Source organism: Variovorax sp. 01T432, assembly GCF_056398605.1.
The window spans coordinates 109,015-125,703 of record NZ_JBFTPS010000009.1 but is presented as its reverse complement, the minus strand read 5'-3'; the positions used below and the strand labels follow the sequence as shown (position 1 = coordinate 125,703).

The window sequence follows — 16,689 nt, the reverse complement described above, 5'->3', positions numbered from 1 at the left end:
CCCCACCCCTGGGCAATCATCATGAATTTATCGAAGTTCTTCATCGACCGGCCGATCTTTGCCGGCGTGCTCTCCCTGCTGATACTGATATCGGGCCTGATCGCGCTGCGCGGCCTGCCGATCTCCGAGTACCCGGAAGTCGCACCGCCCTCCGTGGTGGTGCGCGCGACCTACCCGGGCGCGAATCCGAAGGTGATCGCCGAGACGGTCGCCACGCCGATCGAGGAGCAGATCAACGGTGTCGAAGGCATGCTCTACATGGGCAGCCAGGCCACGACCGACGGCGTGATGACGCTGACCGTGACCTTCAAGCTCGGCACCGACCCCGACAAGGCGCAGCAGCTGGTGCAGAACCGCGTCTCGCAGGCCGAGCCGCGCCTGCCCGAGGAAGTGCGCCGGCTCGGCGTCACCACGGTCAAGAGCGCGCCCGACCTCACGATGGTGGTCCACCTCGTGTCGCCGAACAACCGCTACGACATCAACTACCTGCGCAACTACGCGGTGCTCAACGTGAAGGATCCGCTCGCGCGGATCCAGGGCGTGGGCCAGGTGCAGATCTTCGGCGGCGGCGACTATTCGATGCGCGTCTGGCTCGACCCGCAGAAGGTGGCGCAGCGCGGTCTCTCGGCCAGCGACGTGGTGGCTGCCATTCGCGGCCAGAACGTGCAGGCCGCGGCCGGCGTGGTCGGCGCGTCTCCGGGATCGACGGCGGACATGCAGCTCTCGATCAATGCGCAGGGGCGCCTGCAGAGCGAGGAAGAGTTCGGCGACATCATCGTCAAGAGCGGCGCCGACGGCGCCATCACGCGGCTGCGCGACATCGGTCGGCTCGAGATGGGTGCGGCCGACTACTCGCTGCGTTCGCTCTTGAACAACGACCCGGCCGTCGGCATGGGCGTGTTCCAGGCCCCGGGCTCGAACGCGCTCGACATCTCCTCCAACGTTCGCAAGACCATGGAAGAGCTGCAGAAGAACATGCCCGAGGGCGTGGAGTACCGCATCGCCTACGACCCGACGCAGTTCGTCCGCGCATCGATCGAATCGGTGATCCACACGCTGCTCGAAGCCATCCTGCTGGTGGTGCTGGTCGTGATCCTGTTCCTGCAGACCTGGCGCGCCTCGATCATCCCGCTGCTGGCGGTGCCGGTGTCGGTGATCGGCACCTTCGCCGTGCTGCACCTGCTGGGCTTCTCGATCAATGCGCTGAGCCTGTTCGGGCTGGTGCTGGCGATCGGCATCGTGGTGGACGACGCGATCGTGGTGGTCGAGAACGTCGAGCGCAACATCGAGGCCGGGCTGACGCCGCGCGAGGCCACCTACCGCGCCATGCGCGAGGTCTCCGGGCCCATCATCGCCATCGCGCTGGTGCTGGTCGCGGTGTTCGTTCCGCTGGCCTTCATCAGCGGTCTCACGGGGCAGTTCTATCGCCAGTTCGCGGTCACGATCGCGATCTCGACGGTGATCTCGGCGATCAATTCGCTCACGCTGTCGCCGGCGCTCGCCGCGCTGCTGCTGCGCGGGCACGATCAGCCCAAGGACGCGCTCACGCGCGGCATGGACAAGGCCTTCGGCTGGCTCTTCCGCGGCTTCAACAGGTTCTTCCACCGCGGCTCCGAGGCGTACAGCGGCGGGGTCAAGCGCGTGATCTCGCGCAAGTCGCTGATGCTGGTGATCTACCTGGCGCTCATCGGCGTCACCTTCGGCCTCTTCAAGGCGGTGCCGAGCGGCTTCGTGCCGGCGCAGGACAAGCAGTACCTGATCGGCTTCGCGCAGCTGCCCGACGGCGCCACGCTCGACCGCACGCAGGAGGTGATCGAGCGCATGGGCGAGATCATGAAGAAGAACCCGAACGTGCAGGACGCCATCGCCTTCCCCGGCCTGTCGATCAACGGCTTCACCAACAGCTCGAACTCGGGCATCGTCTTCGCGTCGCTCAAGCCTTTCGAGGAGCGCAAGCGCGCCGACCAGAGCGGTGGCGCCATCGCGGGCCAGCTCAACCAGCAGTTCGCTGGCATCCAGGACGCCTTCATCGTGATGTTCCCGCCGCCGCCGGTGGCGGGGCTGGGCACCACGGGCGGCTTCAAGCTGCAGATCGAGGACCGCGCGTCGGTCGGCTACGAGCAGATGGACGCGGCGGTCAAGGCCTTCATGGCGAAGGCCTACCAGACGCCCGAGCTGGCCGGCATGTTCACGAGCTGGCAGGTCAACGTGCCGCAGCTCTACGCCGACATCGACCGCACCAAGGCGCGCCAGCTCGGCGTGCCGGTGACGGACATCTTCGACACCATGCAGATCTACCTCGGCAGCCTGTATGCGAACGACTTCAACAAGTTCGGCCGCACCTACAGCGTGCGCGTGCAGGCCGATGCGCCCTATCGCGCCCGTGCCGAGGACGTGGGCCTGCTGAAGGTGCGCTCGACCACCGGCGAGATGGTGCCGCTGTCGGCGCTCATGAAGGTGAACTCGACCTTCGGCCCGGAGCGCGCGATGCGCTACAACGGCTACCTGGCGGCCGACATCAACGGCGGGCCCGCGCCGGGCTACTCGTCGGGACAGTCGCGGGCGGCGATCGAACGCATTGCGAAGGAAACGCTGCCCAAGGGCATCAGCTTCGAGTGGACCGAGCTCACCTACCAGGAGATCCTGGCCGGCAACTCCGCCGTCCTCGTGTTCCCGCTGGCGATGCTCCTGGTGTTCCTCGTGCTGGCCGCGCAGTACGAAAGCCTGACGCTGCCGATCGCGATCATCCTGATCGTGCCGATGGGCCTGCTCGCCGCGATGACGGGCGTATGGATTTCGGGGGGTGACAACAACGTCTTCACCCAGATCGGGCTCATCGTGCTGGTCGGGCTGAGCGCGAAAAACGCGATCCTGATCGTGGAGTTCGCACGCGAGCTGGAGTTCGCCGGGCGAACGCCGATCCAGGCCGCGATCGAGGCCAGCCGCCTGCGCCTGCGCCCGATCCTGATGACCTCGCTGGCTTTCGTGATGGGTGTGCTGCCGCTGGTGCTTTCCACCGGCGCGGGCTCCGAGATGCGCAAGGCCATGGGCGTGGCGGTGTTCTCCGGAATGATCGGGGTGACGGCCTTCGGCCTGTTCCTGACGCCGGTGTTCTACGTGTTGCTGCGCCGACTGGCGGGCAACAAGCCGCTCAAGCTGCATGGCGAGGTGCCGCACATCGACGCGTTCGTGTCGGGCGACCATCCCGCGCAGCCGCACCCGCCGACAGGGGGTGGCGCAGGCCTGCATCCGCAGCCTGCCGCGCCGCTCACGTCGCATGAAATCCTGTGACCCGGATCCATCAAGGAAGACGATCATGAAATCGCAATCAAGTCTCTCGGGCCGGCCCTGGCGCGCCGCGCTGCTGCCGCTGATGGCAGCGCTGGTTCTGGTCGGCTGCGCGACCGCCCCGGCCGAATTGCCGGCCTTCAACATGCCGGCGCAGTTCAAGGAGCAGGCCGCGGCCGCACCGGCCGGCGGCAAGTGGACGCAGGCCCGGCCCGCCGAAGCGCAGCCGCGCGGGCAATGGTGGCGCGCGTTCAACGACCCGGTGCTCGATGGCCTGGTCGAGAAGGCCGGCGCCGGCAACACCAGCATCCAGTCCGCCGCCGCCCGCCTGGCGGAAGCGCGCGCGGTGCTGCGCAGCACGGATGCGAATCGCTCGCCGCAGGTCGGCCTGAGCGGTGGCGCGGTTCGTGAGGCGGGCCTGCCGACGACCTTGAGCACCAGGCCGGCGACCCTGCTCACCGCGGGCCTCGACTTCTCGTACGAGCTGGACCTCTTCGGCCGACTCTCGCGCGCCACCGATGCCGCAAGGCTGGACGCCGAGTCCCGCGAGGGCCTGCTGCAGAGCACGCGCCTGCTCGTGCAGGCGCAGACCGCGCAGACCTACCTGTCGCTGCGCGCGGTGGACGCCGAGCGCGCGCTGGTGCGCCAGACCGTCGACGCCTATGCCGACACGTTGCGGCTGGTGAAGCGGCGCAACGAGGCGGGCGATCTGGCCGAACTGGATGTGGTGCGCGTCGAGACCGAGGTGGCGGCCACCGAATCCGAAGCGCTGACGCTGGACCGCCAGCGCGCCCAGCTGGAGCACGCCCTGGCGGTGCTCACGGGCGAGACGGCGACCAGCTTCGCCCTCAAGGCGGACGAGTGGTCGACCGCCTTGCCGGCGATTCCGGCGGGCGTGCCCGCCACGGTGCTGACGCGCCGCCCGGATGTCTCGGCCGCGCAGAAGGCCGTGTACGCGGCGCAGGCCCGCGTCGGCGTCGCGCAGACCGCATGGTTCCCGAGCATCTCGCTGACGGGCAACGGCGGCTTCGCCTCTTCGGACGCCGGCGATCTCTTCAAGTGGTCGGCGCGGTCCTGGGGCATCGGTGCGCTGCTGTCGCTGCCGCTCTTCGATGGCGGGCGCCGCGAGGCCGGCGTGCAGAGCGCCTCGGCGCAGCTCGACGGCGCGCTCGCGAGCTACCGGGCGAGCGTGCTCGGGGCTTTCCAGGACGTGGAAGACCAGTTGTCCTCGCTGCGCATCCTGGAACAGCAATCGGAGGTGCAGGCGAAGGCGGTGGCATCGGCCACGCGCGCGACCGCGCTGTCGGATTCGCGCTACCGCAATGGCTTCGTGAGCCAGCTCGATCTGCTGGATGCGCGCCGCCAGGAACTGCAGAACCGGCGCCAGGCGCTGCAGGTGCGCTCGGCCCAGTACCAGGCCACGGTCGGGCTGATTCGCGCGATGGGTGGCGGCTGGGAAGCCCCGGCCGCCGTCGGCGCGGCGACGCCCGAGGCGGCGGCGCAGGTCGCGGCCCGCTGAGTCGTCTTGCTCCCTGCCCCATGAGGGGGAGGGCGCAGTTCAGGCGCCGGCGAGGCGGCGCAACGCGCTCGCTCCCATCACGAGCGCGCTGGCGTAAGTGCTCTGGGGTGATGTGGCCGAATGGATCCGGCCGTAGTGGATCTCCTCCGCGTCCTCCTTGTCGACCGCCTCGATGAGGACCCAGAAGAATTGATTGTCCTCGCGCTCCTCGACCGTGAGCGCTATGTCGCGTGCTGCTGCCATGTGACCGGGTTGCCTGTCCTTGTTGTTCACCCGGCGTTACGGTCGAAGGGCCGGCTCGGATTCAAAGAGGCGGGAATATCGCACGCCCGGCTGATCCGGCTGCGGCTAAAGGACAATCCGCGCATGAATTCAATTGCGGGACGCGCCCCGGCACGCTGTGTCATGGTCCTCGGCACCACCAGCGGCGCCGGCAAGAGCTGGCTGGCGACCGCGCTGTGCCGCTGGTATGCGCGGCAGGGCCTGCGGGTGGCGCCCTTCAAGGCCCAGAACATGAGCAACAACGCGCGCGTGGTGGCGGGCGGCGAGATCGGCAGCGCGCAGTACTTCCAGGCGCTCGCGGCCGGCGCCGAACCCGAGGTGCGCATGAACCCGCTGCTGCTCAAGCCCGAGCGCGACACGCACAGCCAGGTCATCCTGATGGGGCAGGTGAGCGCCGACCTGACGGCGCTGCCCTGGCGCGGCCGCAGCGAGCGCGTCTGGCCGCAGATCGCGCGGGCGCTCGACGAACTCCGCGCGGAGAACGACGTGGTGGTGATCGAGGGCGCCGGCTCGCCGGCCGAAATCAACCTGATGGCGAGCGACATCGTCAACCTGCGCGTGGCCCGGCACGCGGGCGCGCGCTGCCTGCTGGTGACCGACATCGACCGCGGTGGCGCCTTCGCGCATCTCTACGGGACCTGGGCGCTGATGCCGAAGGCGGACCGGGCCATGCTGGCGGGCTTCGTGCTCAACAAGTTTCGCGGCGATGCCGCGCTGCTGGCGCCCGCGCCGCGGCAGTTGCAGGAACTGACCGGCATCCCGACCGTCGCGACGCTGCCAATGTGGTGGCAGCACGGCCTGCCCGAGGAAGACGGGGTCTTCGACGACCGCAGCACCTCGCCCGGCGAAGTGACGCTCACCATCGCGGTGATCGTCTACCCGCATATCAGCAACCTCGACGAATTCCAGCCGCTGAAGAACGTGCCCGGCGTGCGCCTGCGCTGGGCGCGCAGCCCGGCCGACGTGGCCGGTGCGGACTGGATCATCCTGCCCGGTTCCAAGCACACGAGCGGCGACCTGGCCTGGCTGCGCGCGCAGGGCCTGGACCGCGCGGTGGCCGCGCACGCGGAGCGGGGCGGGGCGGTGCTGGGCGTCTGCGGCGGTCTCCAGATGCTGGGCGAGGCGCTGATCGATCCCCACGGCGTCGATGGCAACGGGCCGGGCCTCGGCCTGCTGCCGCTGGTCACGCTCTTCGCGCCGGACAAGACGGTGCGCCACCGCGAGGCCCGTTTCGCCACGCTCACCGGGCCTTGGGCCGTGCTGTCCGGCATTGCCGTGCGGGGCTACGAGATCCACCACGGCCGGACGGCCGAACACCCGGCCATGGCCGCGGCCGGCGAGCGCGCCGCGATGGTCATGCCCGAGGAACTGGCATGGCAGAACGACGCCGGCAACGTGCTCGGGCTCTATCTGCATGGACTGTTCGAGGACCCGGCCGCACTGCACGCGCTGTTCGGCATTTCCGCGCGGACGCTCGACAGCGTGTTCGACGGCCTCGCCGACCACATCGATTCCCACTTTGAAGCGGGCGTCCTGCCCTCCCTGATCGAATGACACTCGCATTGCCCACCGTCGACGACCTCGACAACCCCGCGCTCGCCGCGCGGCTGCAACAACTGCTCGACGGCAAGACCAAGCCGCTGGGCGCCCTGGGCCGGCTGGAAGCGCTGGCGCTGCACCTCGGATCGATCCTCGGCAGCGAGTCGCCTTCGCTGGAGGCGCCGCAGATGCTGGTCTGCGCGGGCGACCATGGCCTCGCCGCGCGCGGCGTGTCGGCCTATCCGAGCGACGTGACCTGGCAGATGGTCGAGAACTTCCTGGCCGGCGGCGCGGCCGTCAGCGTGCTGGCGCGGCAGCACGGACTCGCGCTCACCGTCGTGGATTGCGGCGTGCGGCATGACTTCGCGCCGCGCGACGGGCTCCTGGTTCGCAAGGTCGGCGCCGGCACGGCGGACGCGTCGCTGGGCCCGGCGATGAGCGCGGCGCAATGCGAGCAAGCCATTGCCAATGGCATGGCACTGATGCGCGAGCTGCCGGGCAATGCCGTGCTGCTGGGGGAGATGGGCATCGGCAATTCCAGCGCGGCCTCGCTGCTGCTGGCGCGCCTCGCGCGGCAGGACATCGATGCCTGCACCGGCGCCGGCACGGGGCTCGACGCCGCGGGGCGCGAGCACAAGCGCAAGGTGCTGCGGCAGGTGCTGGCGCTGCACACCGATGCCGCCGCGCCGCTCGAGGCGCTCGCTGCCTTCGGCGGTTTCGAGATCGCGACGCTGGTGGGCGCGGTGCTGCAGGCGGCGCACGAGCGGCGCGTGATCGTGGTCGACGGCTTCATCGCCGGCGCCGCCGTGCTGGTGGCCCAGGCGCTGCGGCCGCATGTCGGCCAGCGCTGCATCGCGGCGCACGAATCGGCCGAGCCTGGCCATCGGCTGATGCTGGACCATCTGCGGCTGCAGCCGCTGCTGCACCTCGGACTGCGCCTGGGCGAAGGGTCGGGCGCGGCGCTCGCGTGGCCCCTGCTCGAATCGGCCTGCCGCATCCTGCGCGAGATGGCGAGCTTCGAATCCGCGGGCGTATCGCGTCAGGACAAGGCATGAACGGCGTGCGCCACTTCCTGCTGGCGCTGCAGTTCTTCACCCGCATCCCGGTGATGGGACGGCTGGCCGGCTGGGTCGGCTTCAGCCCGCAGATGCTGCGGGCCAGCGCGGCGCATTTCCCCGGTGTGGGCTGGCTGGTCGGCGCGATCGGCGCCGGCGTCTTCGTGCTCGCGCAGGCGGGACTGCCGGGCGTGGCGGGCGCGCTGGCGGCGGCCCTGTTGTCGACCGTGGCGACGGTGATGGTCACCGGTGCCTTTCACGAGGACGGCCTGGCCGATGTCGTCGACGGCCTGGGCGGCTCGGCCGATCGCGCGCGGGCGCTGGAGATCATGAAGGATTCGCGCATCGGCGCCTTCGGCGCGATCGCGCTGGTGCTGGCGCTCGGCCTGAAGCTCGCGCTGCTGGCGGTGCTGGCGGGGCAGGGCGCCATCGCCGTCGCGACCGCGCTCGTCGGCGCGCATGTTCTCTCGAGGCTGGCACCTTTGTTCCTGATCCGATTCCTGCCCTATGTCGGTGGCGAGGGCGCGGCGAGCAAGACCAAGCCGCTGGCCGAGGCGATCGGCGGCGGCGCCTTGCTGGTGGGGGTGCTGTGGTCGCTTCCGGCGGCTGCGCTGGTTCTGGCGGCGCACGGCGTGCCGCAGGGCCTGGCGGGCATGGTGGCCTGCATGCTCGGCGCGGTGTACATGGCGCGGCTGCTGCGGCGCCGGCTCGGCGGCTTCACCGGCGATGGACTCGGCGCGACGCAGCAGGTCTGCGAGATCGCGATCTACCTCGTCCTCGCGTGGCGCGCATGAAGCTGCGCCTGCTGCGCCATCCCGAAACCACCGCGGCGGCGGGCCTTTGCTACGGCCGCACCGATGTGGCGGTCCATCCCGAAGCGACGCGGCTCGTGGCCGAGCGCGTGGCCTGCGACTTCGAGGCGGCGGCCGAACTCGTCAGCTCGCCGCTGCGGCGTTGCGCCGGGCTCGCGCAAGCCATCGTGGTACTTCAGCCGCAACTCGCGGTCCGCAGCGATGCGCGCCTCGCGGAGATGGATTTCGGCGCCTGGGAGGGCCGCGCGTGGGCCGACATCGACCGCGCGGAATTCGATTCCTGGACGCGCGACTTCGCCGACATGCGCGCCGGCGGCAGCGGCGAAAGCACGCGCCAGTTCATGCGGCGGGTCGGGGAAGCCTTCGATGACTGGCGCGATGCCGGGCGCGATGCGGTATGGGTCACGCATGCCGGTGTGATCCGCGCCGCATGGCTGCTGCGCGAAGGCGTGCGCTGCGTGGAGCGCGCCGACCAGTGGCCGGGGCGGCCGATCGCTTTCGGCGAGTGGGTGACGATCGAACTCTGAGGCCCCGAGGCTAGGCCGCCTGCGATCGGGCGCCCTGCGGCATGTCGGGCATCGGGCCCACATAGCGCCCGCGTGGGCGGATCACTTGCGCCACGGCCAGTTGTTCCAGGCTGTGCGCCAGCAACCCGACGCTGCGCGCCGTCGCGAACAGGCCAAAGGCCGCATCGGCAGGCAGCCGATGGTGGGCGACCAGGGCGGCCAGAGCCACGTCGATGTTGGGTTGCAGACCGGTCAGCTTCGTCACCTTCTGGATGAAGCGCGCGATCACCTCCGGGGGCTCGAACAATGCGAGCAAGGCGGCCGCGCGCGGATCGCCATCGGGATAGAGATGGTGGCCGAATCCCGCCAAGGGCAAGCCGGTCGACAGGTAGTGGGCCACCACCTGTTCCTCGCCCAGCCGTTCCACCTCGCTGAACAGCGCCTGGACGCGGCCCGAGGCATCGCCATGCAAGGGGCCCGAGAGCGTGCTCAGGCCGGCCAGCAGGCATGCCGGCAGCGAGGCGCCCGTCGAAGCCGCGATGCGCGCGACGAAGGCCGAACTCGTCAACTCATGATCGACCAGCAGCACCATGGCCGTTCGCAGCATCTCGGCCACCGGGGTCGGCTGTTTCCACCCTTGCGCAAAGCGCAGGTGCAGCGGCTGGCGCCCCGGCTGGGCGCCGAAAGCGTTGGCCAGCCGACCCACCAGGCTCTGGCCCTCGTCGTGCAGCACCCGGGTCAGACGTCCATGCGTGGAATGCCCGGCGGCCGCCAGGCTCGCCAAGGCAGTGAACGCAGCGACCCGTCCGGGCTCGCGCGAGCGCATCGGCGTGGCGCACGAGAAGTCGATGGCTTGCTCGGCGCCCCACAACAGCCGAGCCACATCTTCCAGGTTGGCGGACCCGGCCATGCGCACCGCATCCTGGCCCTTGTAGTACGGGCGCCCGCGAAAGAACGCACAAAGGGCCGTCGGAATGCTGGGCTCCGCGCCGAACAGGGTGTTGACGGCCAGGGTCTCGTGCTTGCGGCCGGCCTGCTTGCGTTTGGCCAGGCCCGCCACATCCTCGGCACGGTACAGGCTGCGGCGCGTGTCGGTGGAGTCGGGCATGACTTCCAGCTTGCCGCGGCTCACGTAGGCGTAGACCGTCTGAGGCCGCACCCCGAGGAGGCGGCATGCCTCGTCCATCGAAATCCAGGAAGCCATGGTCGGAAACAGGAATTTATATATTGATTTTATACGTCAATATTGACGTTTATATCAATCGATTTCTAACATGCATCCATCCTCCAGACCGCCGAATCGATATGAAACCCCGGGTCCTCCAACTCAATCCGATCCTGATCCCCTCGATCAACGACGAGCTCGCATCGCTCTACACGGTCCACAAGTACTTCGAGGCCACCGACCCTGAGGCCTGGCTGCGTGAACATGGCCCCACCATCGACGCCGTGATCACCGGCGGGCACACCGGCGTTTCTCGGCCGATGCTGGAACAGTTGCCCGGCGTCAAGGTCGTGGCCGTCAACGGCGTCGGCACCGACGCGGTGGATCTGGCGTACTGCAGGGGCCGTGGCCTGCCCGTCACCGCAACCCTGGGTGCGCTGACCGAGGACGTGGCCGACCTGGCCATCGGCCTGCTGATCGCCGCTTGCCGCAACCTGTGTGCCGGCGACCGCTTCGTGCGCGACGGCCAGTGGGAACTTCGCCCCCAGCCGAGCGCCATCCCGCTCGCGCGCCGCTTCAGCGGCATGCGCGTTGGAATCGTCGGCATGGGCCGGGTGGGCCGCGCCGTCGCGGTCCGGGCCGCGGCCTTCGGCTGCCCGATCAGCTATACCGACCTGCACCCCATGGACGACATTGCGCACCGCTTCGTACCGAAGCTGGTGGAGCTCGCGCGTGATTCCGACGCGCTGGTTCTGTGCGCCGCGGCGGACAAGGCCGAGGGCATCGTCAACGCGGCCGTCCTCGAAGCGCTCGGCCCCCGCGGCTTCCTGGTCAATGTCGCTCGCGGCCGTCTGGTCGACGAGGCCGACCTGACAGCGGCGCTGGCCGCCGGTCGCATTGCCGGCGCGGGCCTGGACGTTTTCGTCGATGAACCTCGCGTCCCCCTGACGCTGCGCCAGTCCGACAGCGTGACCCTCCAGGCCCATCGCGCCAGCGCCACCTGGGAGACCCGAACCGCCATGGGCGAGATGGTGCTCGACAGCCTCGCCCAGGCCCTGGCAGGCGAACGCCCGACGATGAGCCTGACCACCTGAGCCGATGGCAAGCCCGCCCATGACGAATCTCGTATTTCCGGCGCTTGCGCCGACCACCGTGCCGGTGGTGGGCAGCGCGGCCGTCTTTCCCGTGGGCCGCGTGTACTGCATCGGCCGCAACTACGCGTGGAGCCTCGGCGAGGCAACGCCGCAGGACATGCCGGCCTGGTTCATGAAGCCCGCCAACGCTGTGATACAGGCGCACGGCGTCCTGCCCTATCCGCCGTGCACCGGCGACTTTTGCCATGAGATCGAACTGGTCGTGGCCATCGGTCGTGGCGGCCGGGACATCGATCCGGCGCAGGTCGAGCCGCATCACATCTGGGGCTATGCGGCGGGACTGGATCTCACGCGGCGCGACCTGCAGCAGCAAGCCAAGCGTGCAGGGGGGCCCTGGGAGGCCGCCAAGGCCTTCGACGGCTCGGCCCCCTGCACGCCACTGATGCCGGTCGCCACTTGCGGCCATCCGAGGCAGGGAGCCGTATGGCTGGCGGTGAACGGCGTCGAACGACAGCGCGCCGACCTGTCCGACCTCTTGTGGCCGGTGCCCGAACTGGTGGCGATGCTGTCGCGGTCGGTGGCGCTGGCGCCCGGCGACCTGATCTACACCGGCACGCCCGCGGGCGTGGGCCCACTGCAACCCGGCGATGTCGTGAGCGGGGGAGTGGGGGGCATCGGCCAGTTCTCCATGACCGTCGGCAGCGCCAGCCACGGACATTCAACACCCATCACAGGAGTCTCCACTTGAATGCAATCACTCCCAGGAAGATCGCCCTGGTCACCGGCGCGGGCAGCGGCATCGGTCGCGCCGTGGCCCTCGGTCTGCTCAACGACGGCTTCAGCGTCGTGCTGGCGGGCCGTCGTGCCGAGCCCTTGCAGGCGCTCGCGGCCGAGGCGCAGGCGCGTGGCCAGACCGCGATGGCCGTGCCCACCGATGTGTGCGAGCCGGACAGCGTGCAGGCGCTGTTCGACACGATCGAGCGCAGCTTCGGTCGACTGGATCTGCTGTTCAACAACGCCGGCGTGAACGCGCCCGCGGTGCCCATGGACGAGTTGCCTCTGGACAGGTGGTTCAGCGTGCTGAACACCCACGTGAGCGGCGTGTTCCTGTGCGCGCGCGCGGCCTTCGGGCTGATGCGCCGCCAATCGCCGCAGGGCGGGCGCATCATCAACAATGGCTCGATCTCGGCGCACACGCCGCGCCCCTTTACCGCGCCCTACACCATGAGCAAGCATGCGGTGTCGGGCCTGACCAAGGCCTTGGCACTGGACGGCCGGGCATTCAACATCGTGGCCAGCCAGATCGACATCGGCAATGCGCTGACCGAGCTGTCCGAGCGCATGACGCGCGGCGTGCTGCAGGCCAACGGCACGGTCGCCCCCGAACCCATGATGGACGCGAAGCACATCGCCGATGCCGTGCGTCACATCGCGGCGCTGCCGCTGGAAACCAACGTGCTGAACATGACCATCATGGCCAGCGCCATGCCCTTCGTCGGGCGCGGCTGAGAGCGAAGTGCAAGGCCACGGGCATCGACGAGCCCGCCGGCGCATCGTGACGATCGACATACCCAAGAAGGAGACTCCCATGCAACTCATATCCCTGTTCAAGGTCCTTGCCGTCTCGGCGTCCCTGGCCGTGGTGCCGGTCCTGGCATCGGCCCAGGCCTACCCGACGCACGCCATCAAGATCATCGTGCCCGCCCCGCCCGGCGGCGCGATCGACACGATTGCCCGCGTCGTCGGAGACAAGATCGCCCACTCGATGGGGCAGGCGGTGATCGTCGACAACCGGCCCGGCGCATCTAACAATCTCGGCACGGATGTCCTCGCCAAGTCGCCACCCGACGGCTACACGATCGGCATCGTGGGCGGCAGCCACAACATCAACAAGTTCCTGTTCAAGAACCTGGGCTGGGATCCCGAGAAGAGCTTCGAGCCCATCGTCTACACGCACGAGGTTCCGCTGGTGTTCGCGATCTACCCGCAGATTCCCGCCAGGACATTGCCCGAGTTCGTGGCCTGGATGAAGGCCAATCCGGACCAGGCCAAGGTTGCCACCTCCGGACGCGGCAGTGCACAGGAAATGGCGGCGGAGATGTTCCGCATGGCGAGCGGCGTGCCCATGCTGCTGATCCCTTACAAGGGCTCTTCCGCCGCCCAGCCCGATCTGATGGCGGGGCGCACCGCGCTCTACATCGACACGATCAGCGCCATGCAGTCGCAGGTGAAAGCCGGCAACGTGCGCGCCATCGCGGTGTCGACCCGCAAGCGATCGACGTCTCTGCCGGATGTTCCGACCGCGGACGAACAGGGGCTCAAGGGCTACGACGCCAACACGAACGGCGGCTTCCTGGCGCCTGCCGGCACGCCCAAGGCGATCGTTGCCAGGCTCAATGCCGAGATCAACGCGGCGCTGAAGCTGCCTGATGTGCGCGCCAAGCTGGAGGCTGCCGGGGTCGAGATCCAGGGCGGAACGCCGCAGGAGTACGCCGCGCTGATCAAGTCCGATCTCGCCAAGTGGGGCAAGGTCGTGAAGGAGGCGGGCATCGCAGCGGAGTGATTCCGTGGGCGAGGGGCTCAGAAGGCGCGGCGGCTAGCGCGATGACGGGTGCCACTCCGCTCGCCAGAGCCGCCGCAGTTCGCTCGTGATCGCGGGCGATGGGTTGCCGAGCAGGGTCTCTCCGCTCACGCGATGGAGGAGGCCGAAGATGTGTTCTTCGCCGGGGTTGTAGAGCTGCACCGCGTTGTTGTCGCTGCAGTCGTGCGGCTTGCAGAAGGCGTTGAACACATAGCGATTGCCGACCGCGTCGACCCAGCGTGGCGGGGGCGAGGGGCCGTTCATGTTGGCGATCCAGGGTTCGCGGGCCAGGGGGCCCAGCATGGCGCGCCAGGTCCTGCCGAAGCGCGGCTCCGCGACCAGCCTGGCGGCGCCGTCGGCGTCGTCGGCGACCGCGGCAGGCGCCTTGGGCGGCGCGGGCGGCTGGCTGGGCGCCGGTGGCGGGGGGCCGATAGCCAGCGTGGCCTCGCACTGGCGGTACTTCTGCCCGGGCTTCGCTCCGAGGGATGCGCGGATCTTCGGGTCCGCCTCGACTTCGATGTAGTTGCCGCCGAGATCGCTGCTGACCATGAAGAGAAGCTCCGGCATGCCGCGCACCTGGCTCAGCAACGCGACCTCGAAGCTCCTGGGCGGCGAGTTCCCGAGGTAGCTGTAGGAGGCCTGCGGGTCGGCGCCGACCACGCGCCTGTTGTTGCCCTCGACCAGGAGCGCATCGGGCAGCACCCGCACGCGCGGCGCCGAGGGATTGCCGCACTCGGTCGAGTAGGTGCCTCCGAAGCGGGCGATGACGCCGCCGTCGAGTCGTTCGCGAGCCCAGCCTGGCAGGGCGAGCGCCGCAAGGGCGCAGAGCATGAGCAATCGAGGCTTGTTCGGCATCGAAGGATCATCGGGCCGCGAGGCCGGCTCCGCAAGAGAGGAGGGCCCCCGCCGAGCCACGCTCCGGTTCAGGGCGCGGGCGTCTTCGGCTTGTAGTCGCAGAAGGCCGACACAGCGCAGCGCCAGCACATCGGCTTGCGCGCCACGCAGACGTAGCGGCCGTGCAGGATCAGCCAGTGGTGCGCATGCAGCCGGTACTGGGGCGGTACGCGCTTCTCGAGCTTGAGCTCGACTTCGAGCGGGGTCTTGCCCGGCGCCAGGCCGGTGCGGTTGCCGACGCGAAAGATGTGCGTGTCGACCGCCATGGTGGGCTCGCCGAAGGCGACGTTGAGCACCACGTTGGCCGTCTTGCGGCCGACGCCCGGCAGGGCCTCCAGCTCGGCGCGCGTCCTGGGCACCTCGCCGCCATGCCGCTCGACGAGGATGCGGCAGGCCTCGACCAGGTGCCTGGCCTTGCTGCGGTAGAGGCCGATGGTCTTGATGTGGCTCTCGAGCCCCTCGACGCCCAGGTCGAGGATGGCCTGCGGTGTGTTGGCGACCGGGAAGAGCTTGCGCGTGGCCTTGTTGACGCCGACATCGGTGGCCTGCGCCGACAGCAGCACGGCCGCCAGAAGCTCGAAGGGATTGGTGTATTCGAGTTCGGTCTCGGGGGTGGGGTTGGCTGCCTGCAGGGTCGCGAAGAAGGACTCGATCTCGGATTTTTTCATCGTGCGCGGGAGTCTAGTACCGGCTTCCCCATGGCCGGGCGGCCGGCGCCGAAATTGCGACAATCGGGCCTGCAACTCTCCGACAGAAGGTTCTCATGCAATTCGCCTCCCGCCTCGACAACGTCGAAACCTCCGCCATCCGCGAACTCTTCAAGCTGCTCGGCACGCCCGGCATCATCAGCTTCGCGGGCGGGTTTCCGGACAGCGCGATGTTCGACGTCGAAGGGCTGAAGGAGGCGAGTGCCAGGGCGCTGGCCGAAGAGCCCGGCGGCGCGCTGCAGTACGGCGCGACCGAGGGCTACGAGCCGCTGCGCACCCAACTCAGCGCCTTCATGAAGACCAAGGGCGTCGATGTGGACCCCAGCGGCCTGATCGTGACCACCGGCAGCCAGCAGGCGCTCGACCTGCTGGGCAAGACGATGATCTCCCCCGGCGACAAGGTGATCGTCGAAGGGCCGACCTTCCTCGCGACCATCCAGTGCTTCCGGCTCTACGGCGCGCAGCTCATCAGCGCGCCGATCGACGCCAACGGCGTGAAGACCGACGAGCTGGAGAAACTCATCGCCGAGCACAAGCCGAAGTTCGTCTACCTGATCCCCACCTTCGGCAACCCCAGCGGCGCGATGCTGAGCCTGGAGCGGCGCAGGAAAGTGCTGGAGATGGCGGTCAAGTACCAGACGCTGATCGTCGAGGACGACCCCTATGGCGACCTGTACTTCGGCGAGCCGCCGCCGCCATCGATCCTGTCGCTCACCAGGGAGGTGCCGGGCAGCCGCGAACTGGTCGCGCATTGCGGCAGCCTCAGCAAGGTGCTGAGCCCGGGTCTGCGCATCGGCTGGATGATCGCGCCCGCGGAGCTGCTCGCCAAGGCGACCATGTGCAAGCAGTTCAGCGATGCCCACACCAGCACCTTCGCGCAGGCGACGGCGGCGCAGTACCTCAAGAGCGGACGCATGCCGGCCACGCTCGCCAACGTGCGCAAGGTCTACGGCGAGCGGGCGCGGGCCATGGGGGCGGCGCTCAAGCGCGAGCTCGGCGACGCGATTGCCTTCGAGCAGCCGGGCGGCGGGTTGTTCTTCTGGGCGCGGCTCACCGGCGCGAACGGCAAGATCGCCGATGCCAACGTGTTGGCCAAGAGGGCCATCGAGAAGCTGGTCGCCTTCGTGCCGGGCGCGCCCTTCTTCGCGGAGAAGCCCGATGTCGCGACGCTGCGCCTGAGCTTCGCGACGGCGAACGTCGAGAAGATCGAGGAAGGCATCGCCCGTCTGGGCGCCGCGTTATAAGGG

The 16,689-nt window shown here is 69.2% G+C and carries 15 protein-coding genes; 11 read left to right on the top strand and 4 right to left on the bottom strand.

The window, feature by feature from the left end; all coding sequences use genetic code 11:
- Window positions 1–21 precede the first annotated feature (21 nt).
- Both AC1DNF_RS10050 and AC1DNF_RS10045 read left to right on the top strand, forming a co-directional pair.
- Window positions 22–3,291, top strand: coding sequence for an efflux RND transporter permease subunit (locus tag AC1DNF_RS10050; protein ID WP_478148421.1), 3,270 nt, complete (start codon window positions 22–24; stop codon window positions 3,289–3,291).
- Between the two features lie 25 nt (window positions 3,292–3,316).
- Entirely contained in the window at window positions 3,317–4,807 is a 1,491-nt protein-coding gene (locus tag AC1DNF_RS10045; protein ID WP_478148420.1) for an efflux transporter outer membrane subunit, read from the top strand.
- A gap of 39 nt (window positions 4,808–4,846) precedes the next feature.
- Here AC1DNF_RS10045 and AC1DNF_RS10040 read toward each other — a convergent pair whose 3' ends face one another.
- Complete coding sequence (locus AC1DNF_RS10040) at window positions 4,847–5,050, bottom strand: hypothetical protein (protein ID WP_478148419.1); 204 nt, start codon at window positions 5,048–5,050, stop codon at window positions 4,847–4,849.
- A gap of 123 nt (window positions 5,051–5,173) precedes the next feature.
- Between AC1DNF_RS10040 and AC1DNF_RS10035 the strand changes: the two genes are divergently transcribed.
- Genes AC1DNF_RS10035 through AC1DNF_RS10020 form a run of 4 tightly spaced genes read left to right on the top strand, consistent with a single transcriptional unit; the run spans window position 5,174 to window position 9,022 of the window.
- Window positions 5,174–6,643, top strand: a complete 1,470-nt coding sequence (locus AC1DNF_RS10035; RefSeq protein ID WP_478148418.1) for a cobyric acid synthase — start codon at window positions 5,174–5,176, stop codon at window positions 6,641–6,643.
- Complete coding sequence (cobT, locus tag AC1DNF_RS10030) at window positions 6,640–7,683, top strand: nicotinate-nucleotide--dimethylbenzimidazole phosphoribosyltransferase (protein WP_478148417.1); 1,044 nt, start codon at window positions 6,640–6,642, stop codon at window positions 7,681–7,683. The genes AC1DNF_RS10035 and cobT overlap by 4 nt, the downstream gene beginning before the upstream one ends.
- Window positions 7,680–8,477: an adenosylcobinamide-GDP ribazoletransferase gene (locus tag AC1DNF_RS10025; RefSeq protein ID WP_478148416.1), complete on the top strand. Its 798-nt coding sequence runs from the start codon at window positions 7,680–7,682 to the stop codon at window positions 8,475–8,477. Before cobT ends, AC1DNF_RS10025 begins: the two co-directional genes overlap by 4 nt.
- The gene (locus AC1DNF_RS10020) at window positions 8,474–9,022 is read left to right on the top strand and encodes a histidine phosphatase family protein (RefSeq protein WP_478148471.1); all 549 of its coding nucleotides are present in this window, start codon (window positions 8,474–8,476) and stop codon (window positions 9,020–9,022) included. The genes AC1DNF_RS10025 and AC1DNF_RS10020 overlap by 4 nt, the downstream gene beginning before the upstream one ends.
- Before the next feature lie 10 nt (window positions 9,023–9,032).
- On the opposite strand, the gene AC1DNF_RS10015 is transcribed toward AC1DNF_RS10020, so the two are convergent.
- Window positions 9,033–10,205 carry a citrate synthase gene (locus AC1DNF_RS10015; protein ID WP_478148415.1) on the bottom strand — a complete coding sequence of 391 codons (1,173 nt, stop codon included), beginning with the start codon at window positions 10,203–10,205 and terminating at the stop codon, window positions 9,033–9,035.
- A 101-nt stretch (window positions 10,206–10,306) separates the two neighbouring features.
- Here AC1DNF_RS10015 and AC1DNF_RS10010 point away from each other — a divergent pair, with 101 nt between their 5' ends.
- The 4 genes from AC1DNF_RS10010 (at window position 10,307) to AC1DNF_RS09995 (ending at window position 13,823) form a co-directional block, all read left to right on the top strand.
- Complete coding sequence (locus tag AC1DNF_RS10010) at window positions 10,307–11,260, top strand: 2-hydroxyacid dehydrogenase (RefSeq protein WP_478148414.1); 954 nt, start codon at window positions 10,307–10,309, stop codon at window positions 11,258–11,260.
- A 19-nt stretch (window positions 11,261–11,279) separates the two neighbouring features.
- Window positions 11,280–12,008: a fumarylacetoacetate hydrolase family protein gene (locus tag AC1DNF_RS10005; RefSeq protein ID WP_478148413.1), complete on the top strand. Its 729-nt coding sequence runs from the start codon at window positions 11,280–11,282 to the stop codon at window positions 12,006–12,008.
- The gene (locus tag AC1DNF_RS10000; protein ID WP_478148412.1) at window positions 12,005–12,769 is read left to right on the top strand and encodes an SDR family oxidoreductase; all 765 of its coding nucleotides are present in this window, start codon (window positions 12,005–12,007) and stop codon (window positions 12,767–12,769) included. The genes AC1DNF_RS10005 and AC1DNF_RS10000 overlap by 4 nt, the downstream gene beginning before the upstream one ends.
- 79 nt (window positions 12,770–12,848) lie before the next feature.
- Window positions 12,849–13,823, top strand: a complete 975-nt coding sequence (locus tag AC1DNF_RS09995) for a Bug family tripartite tricarboxylate transporter substrate binding protein (RefSeq protein WP_478148411.1) — start codon at window positions 12,849–12,851, stop codon at window positions 13,821–13,823.
- 33 nt (window positions 13,824–13,856) lie between these two features.
- Here AC1DNF_RS09995 and AC1DNF_RS09990 read toward each other — a convergent pair whose 3' ends face one another.
- Complete coding sequence (locus tag AC1DNF_RS09990; RefSeq protein WP_478148410.1) at window positions 13,857–14,696, bottom strand: Ivy family c-type lysozyme inhibitor; 840 nt, start codon at window positions 14,694–14,696, stop codon at window positions 13,857–13,859.
- 68 nt (window positions 14,697–14,764) lie between these two features.
- A complete protein-coding gene (nth, locus tag AC1DNF_RS09985; protein WP_478148409.1) occupies window positions 14,765–15,403 on the bottom strand; it encodes an endonuclease III in 639 nt (212 codons plus the stop codon).
- Between the two features lie 95 nt (window positions 15,404–15,498).
- Between nth and AC1DNF_RS09980 the strand changes: the two genes are divergently transcribed.
- Window positions 15,499–16,686: an aminotransferase-like domain-containing protein gene (locus AC1DNF_RS09980; protein WP_478148408.1), complete on the top strand. Its 1,188-nt coding sequence runs from the start codon at window positions 15,499–15,501 to the stop codon at window positions 16,684–16,686.
- Window positions 16,687–16,689: the final 3 nt, after the last annotated feature.

Bases quoted from the DNA above. Each gene is read 5' to 3' on its own strand.
- AC1DNF_RS10035 (WP_478148418.1), top strand. From the start codon at position 5,174: ATGAATTCAATTGCGGGACGCGCCCCGGCACGCTGTGTCATGGTCCTC.
- AC1DNF_RS10020 (WP_478148471.1), top strand. From the start codon at position 8,474: ATGAAGCTGCGCCTGCTGCGCCATCCCGAAACCACCGCGGCGGCGGGC.
- AC1DNF_RS10025 (WP_478148416.1), top strand. From the start codon at position 7,680: ATGAACGGCGTGCGCCACTTCCTGCTGGCGCTGCAGTTCTTCACCCGC.
- AC1DNF_RS10045 (WP_478148420.1), top strand. From the start codon at position 3,317: ATGAAATCGCAATCAAGTCTCTCGGGCCGGCCCTGGCGCGCCGCGCTG.
- AC1DNF_RS10015 (WP_478148415.1), bottom strand. From the start codon at position 10,205: ATGGCTTCCTGGATTTCGATGGACGAGGCATGCCGCCTCCTCGGGGTG.
- AC1DNF_RS10010 (WP_478148414.1), top strand. From the start codon at position 10,307: ATGAAACCCCGGGTCCTCCAACTCAATCCGATCCTGATCCCCTCGATC.
- nth (WP_478148409.1), bottom strand. From the start codon at position 15,403: ATGAAAAAATCCGAGATCGAGTCCTTCTTCGCGACCCTGCAGGCAGCC.
- AC1DNF_RS09990 (WP_478148410.1), bottom strand. From the start codon at position 14,696: ATGCCGAACAAGCCTCGATTGCTCATGCTCTGCGCCCTTGCGGCGCTC.
- AC1DNF_RS10005 (WP_478148413.1), top strand. From the start codon at position 11,280: ATGACGAATCTCGTATTTCCGGCGCTTGCGCCGACCACCGTGCCGGTG.
- cobT (WP_478148417.1), top strand. From the start codon at position 6,640: ATGACACTCGCATTGCCCACCGTCGACGACCTCGACAACCCCGCGCTC.
- AC1DNF_RS10050 (WP_478148421.1), top strand. From the start codon at position 22: ATGAATTTATCGAAGTTCTTCATCGACCGGCCGATCTTTGCCGGCGTG.
- AC1DNF_RS10040 (WP_478148419.1), bottom strand. From the start codon at position 5,050: ATGGCAGCAGCACGCGACATAGCGCTCACGGTCGAGGAGCGCGAGGAC.
- AC1DNF_RS09995 (WP_478148411.1), top strand. From the start codon at position 12,849: ATGCAACTCATATCCCTGTTCAAGGTCCTTGCCGTCTCGGCGTCCCTG.
- AC1DNF_RS09980 (WP_478148408.1), top strand. From the start codon at position 15,499: ATGCAATTCGCCTCCCGCCTCGACAACGTCGAAACCTCCGCCATCCGC.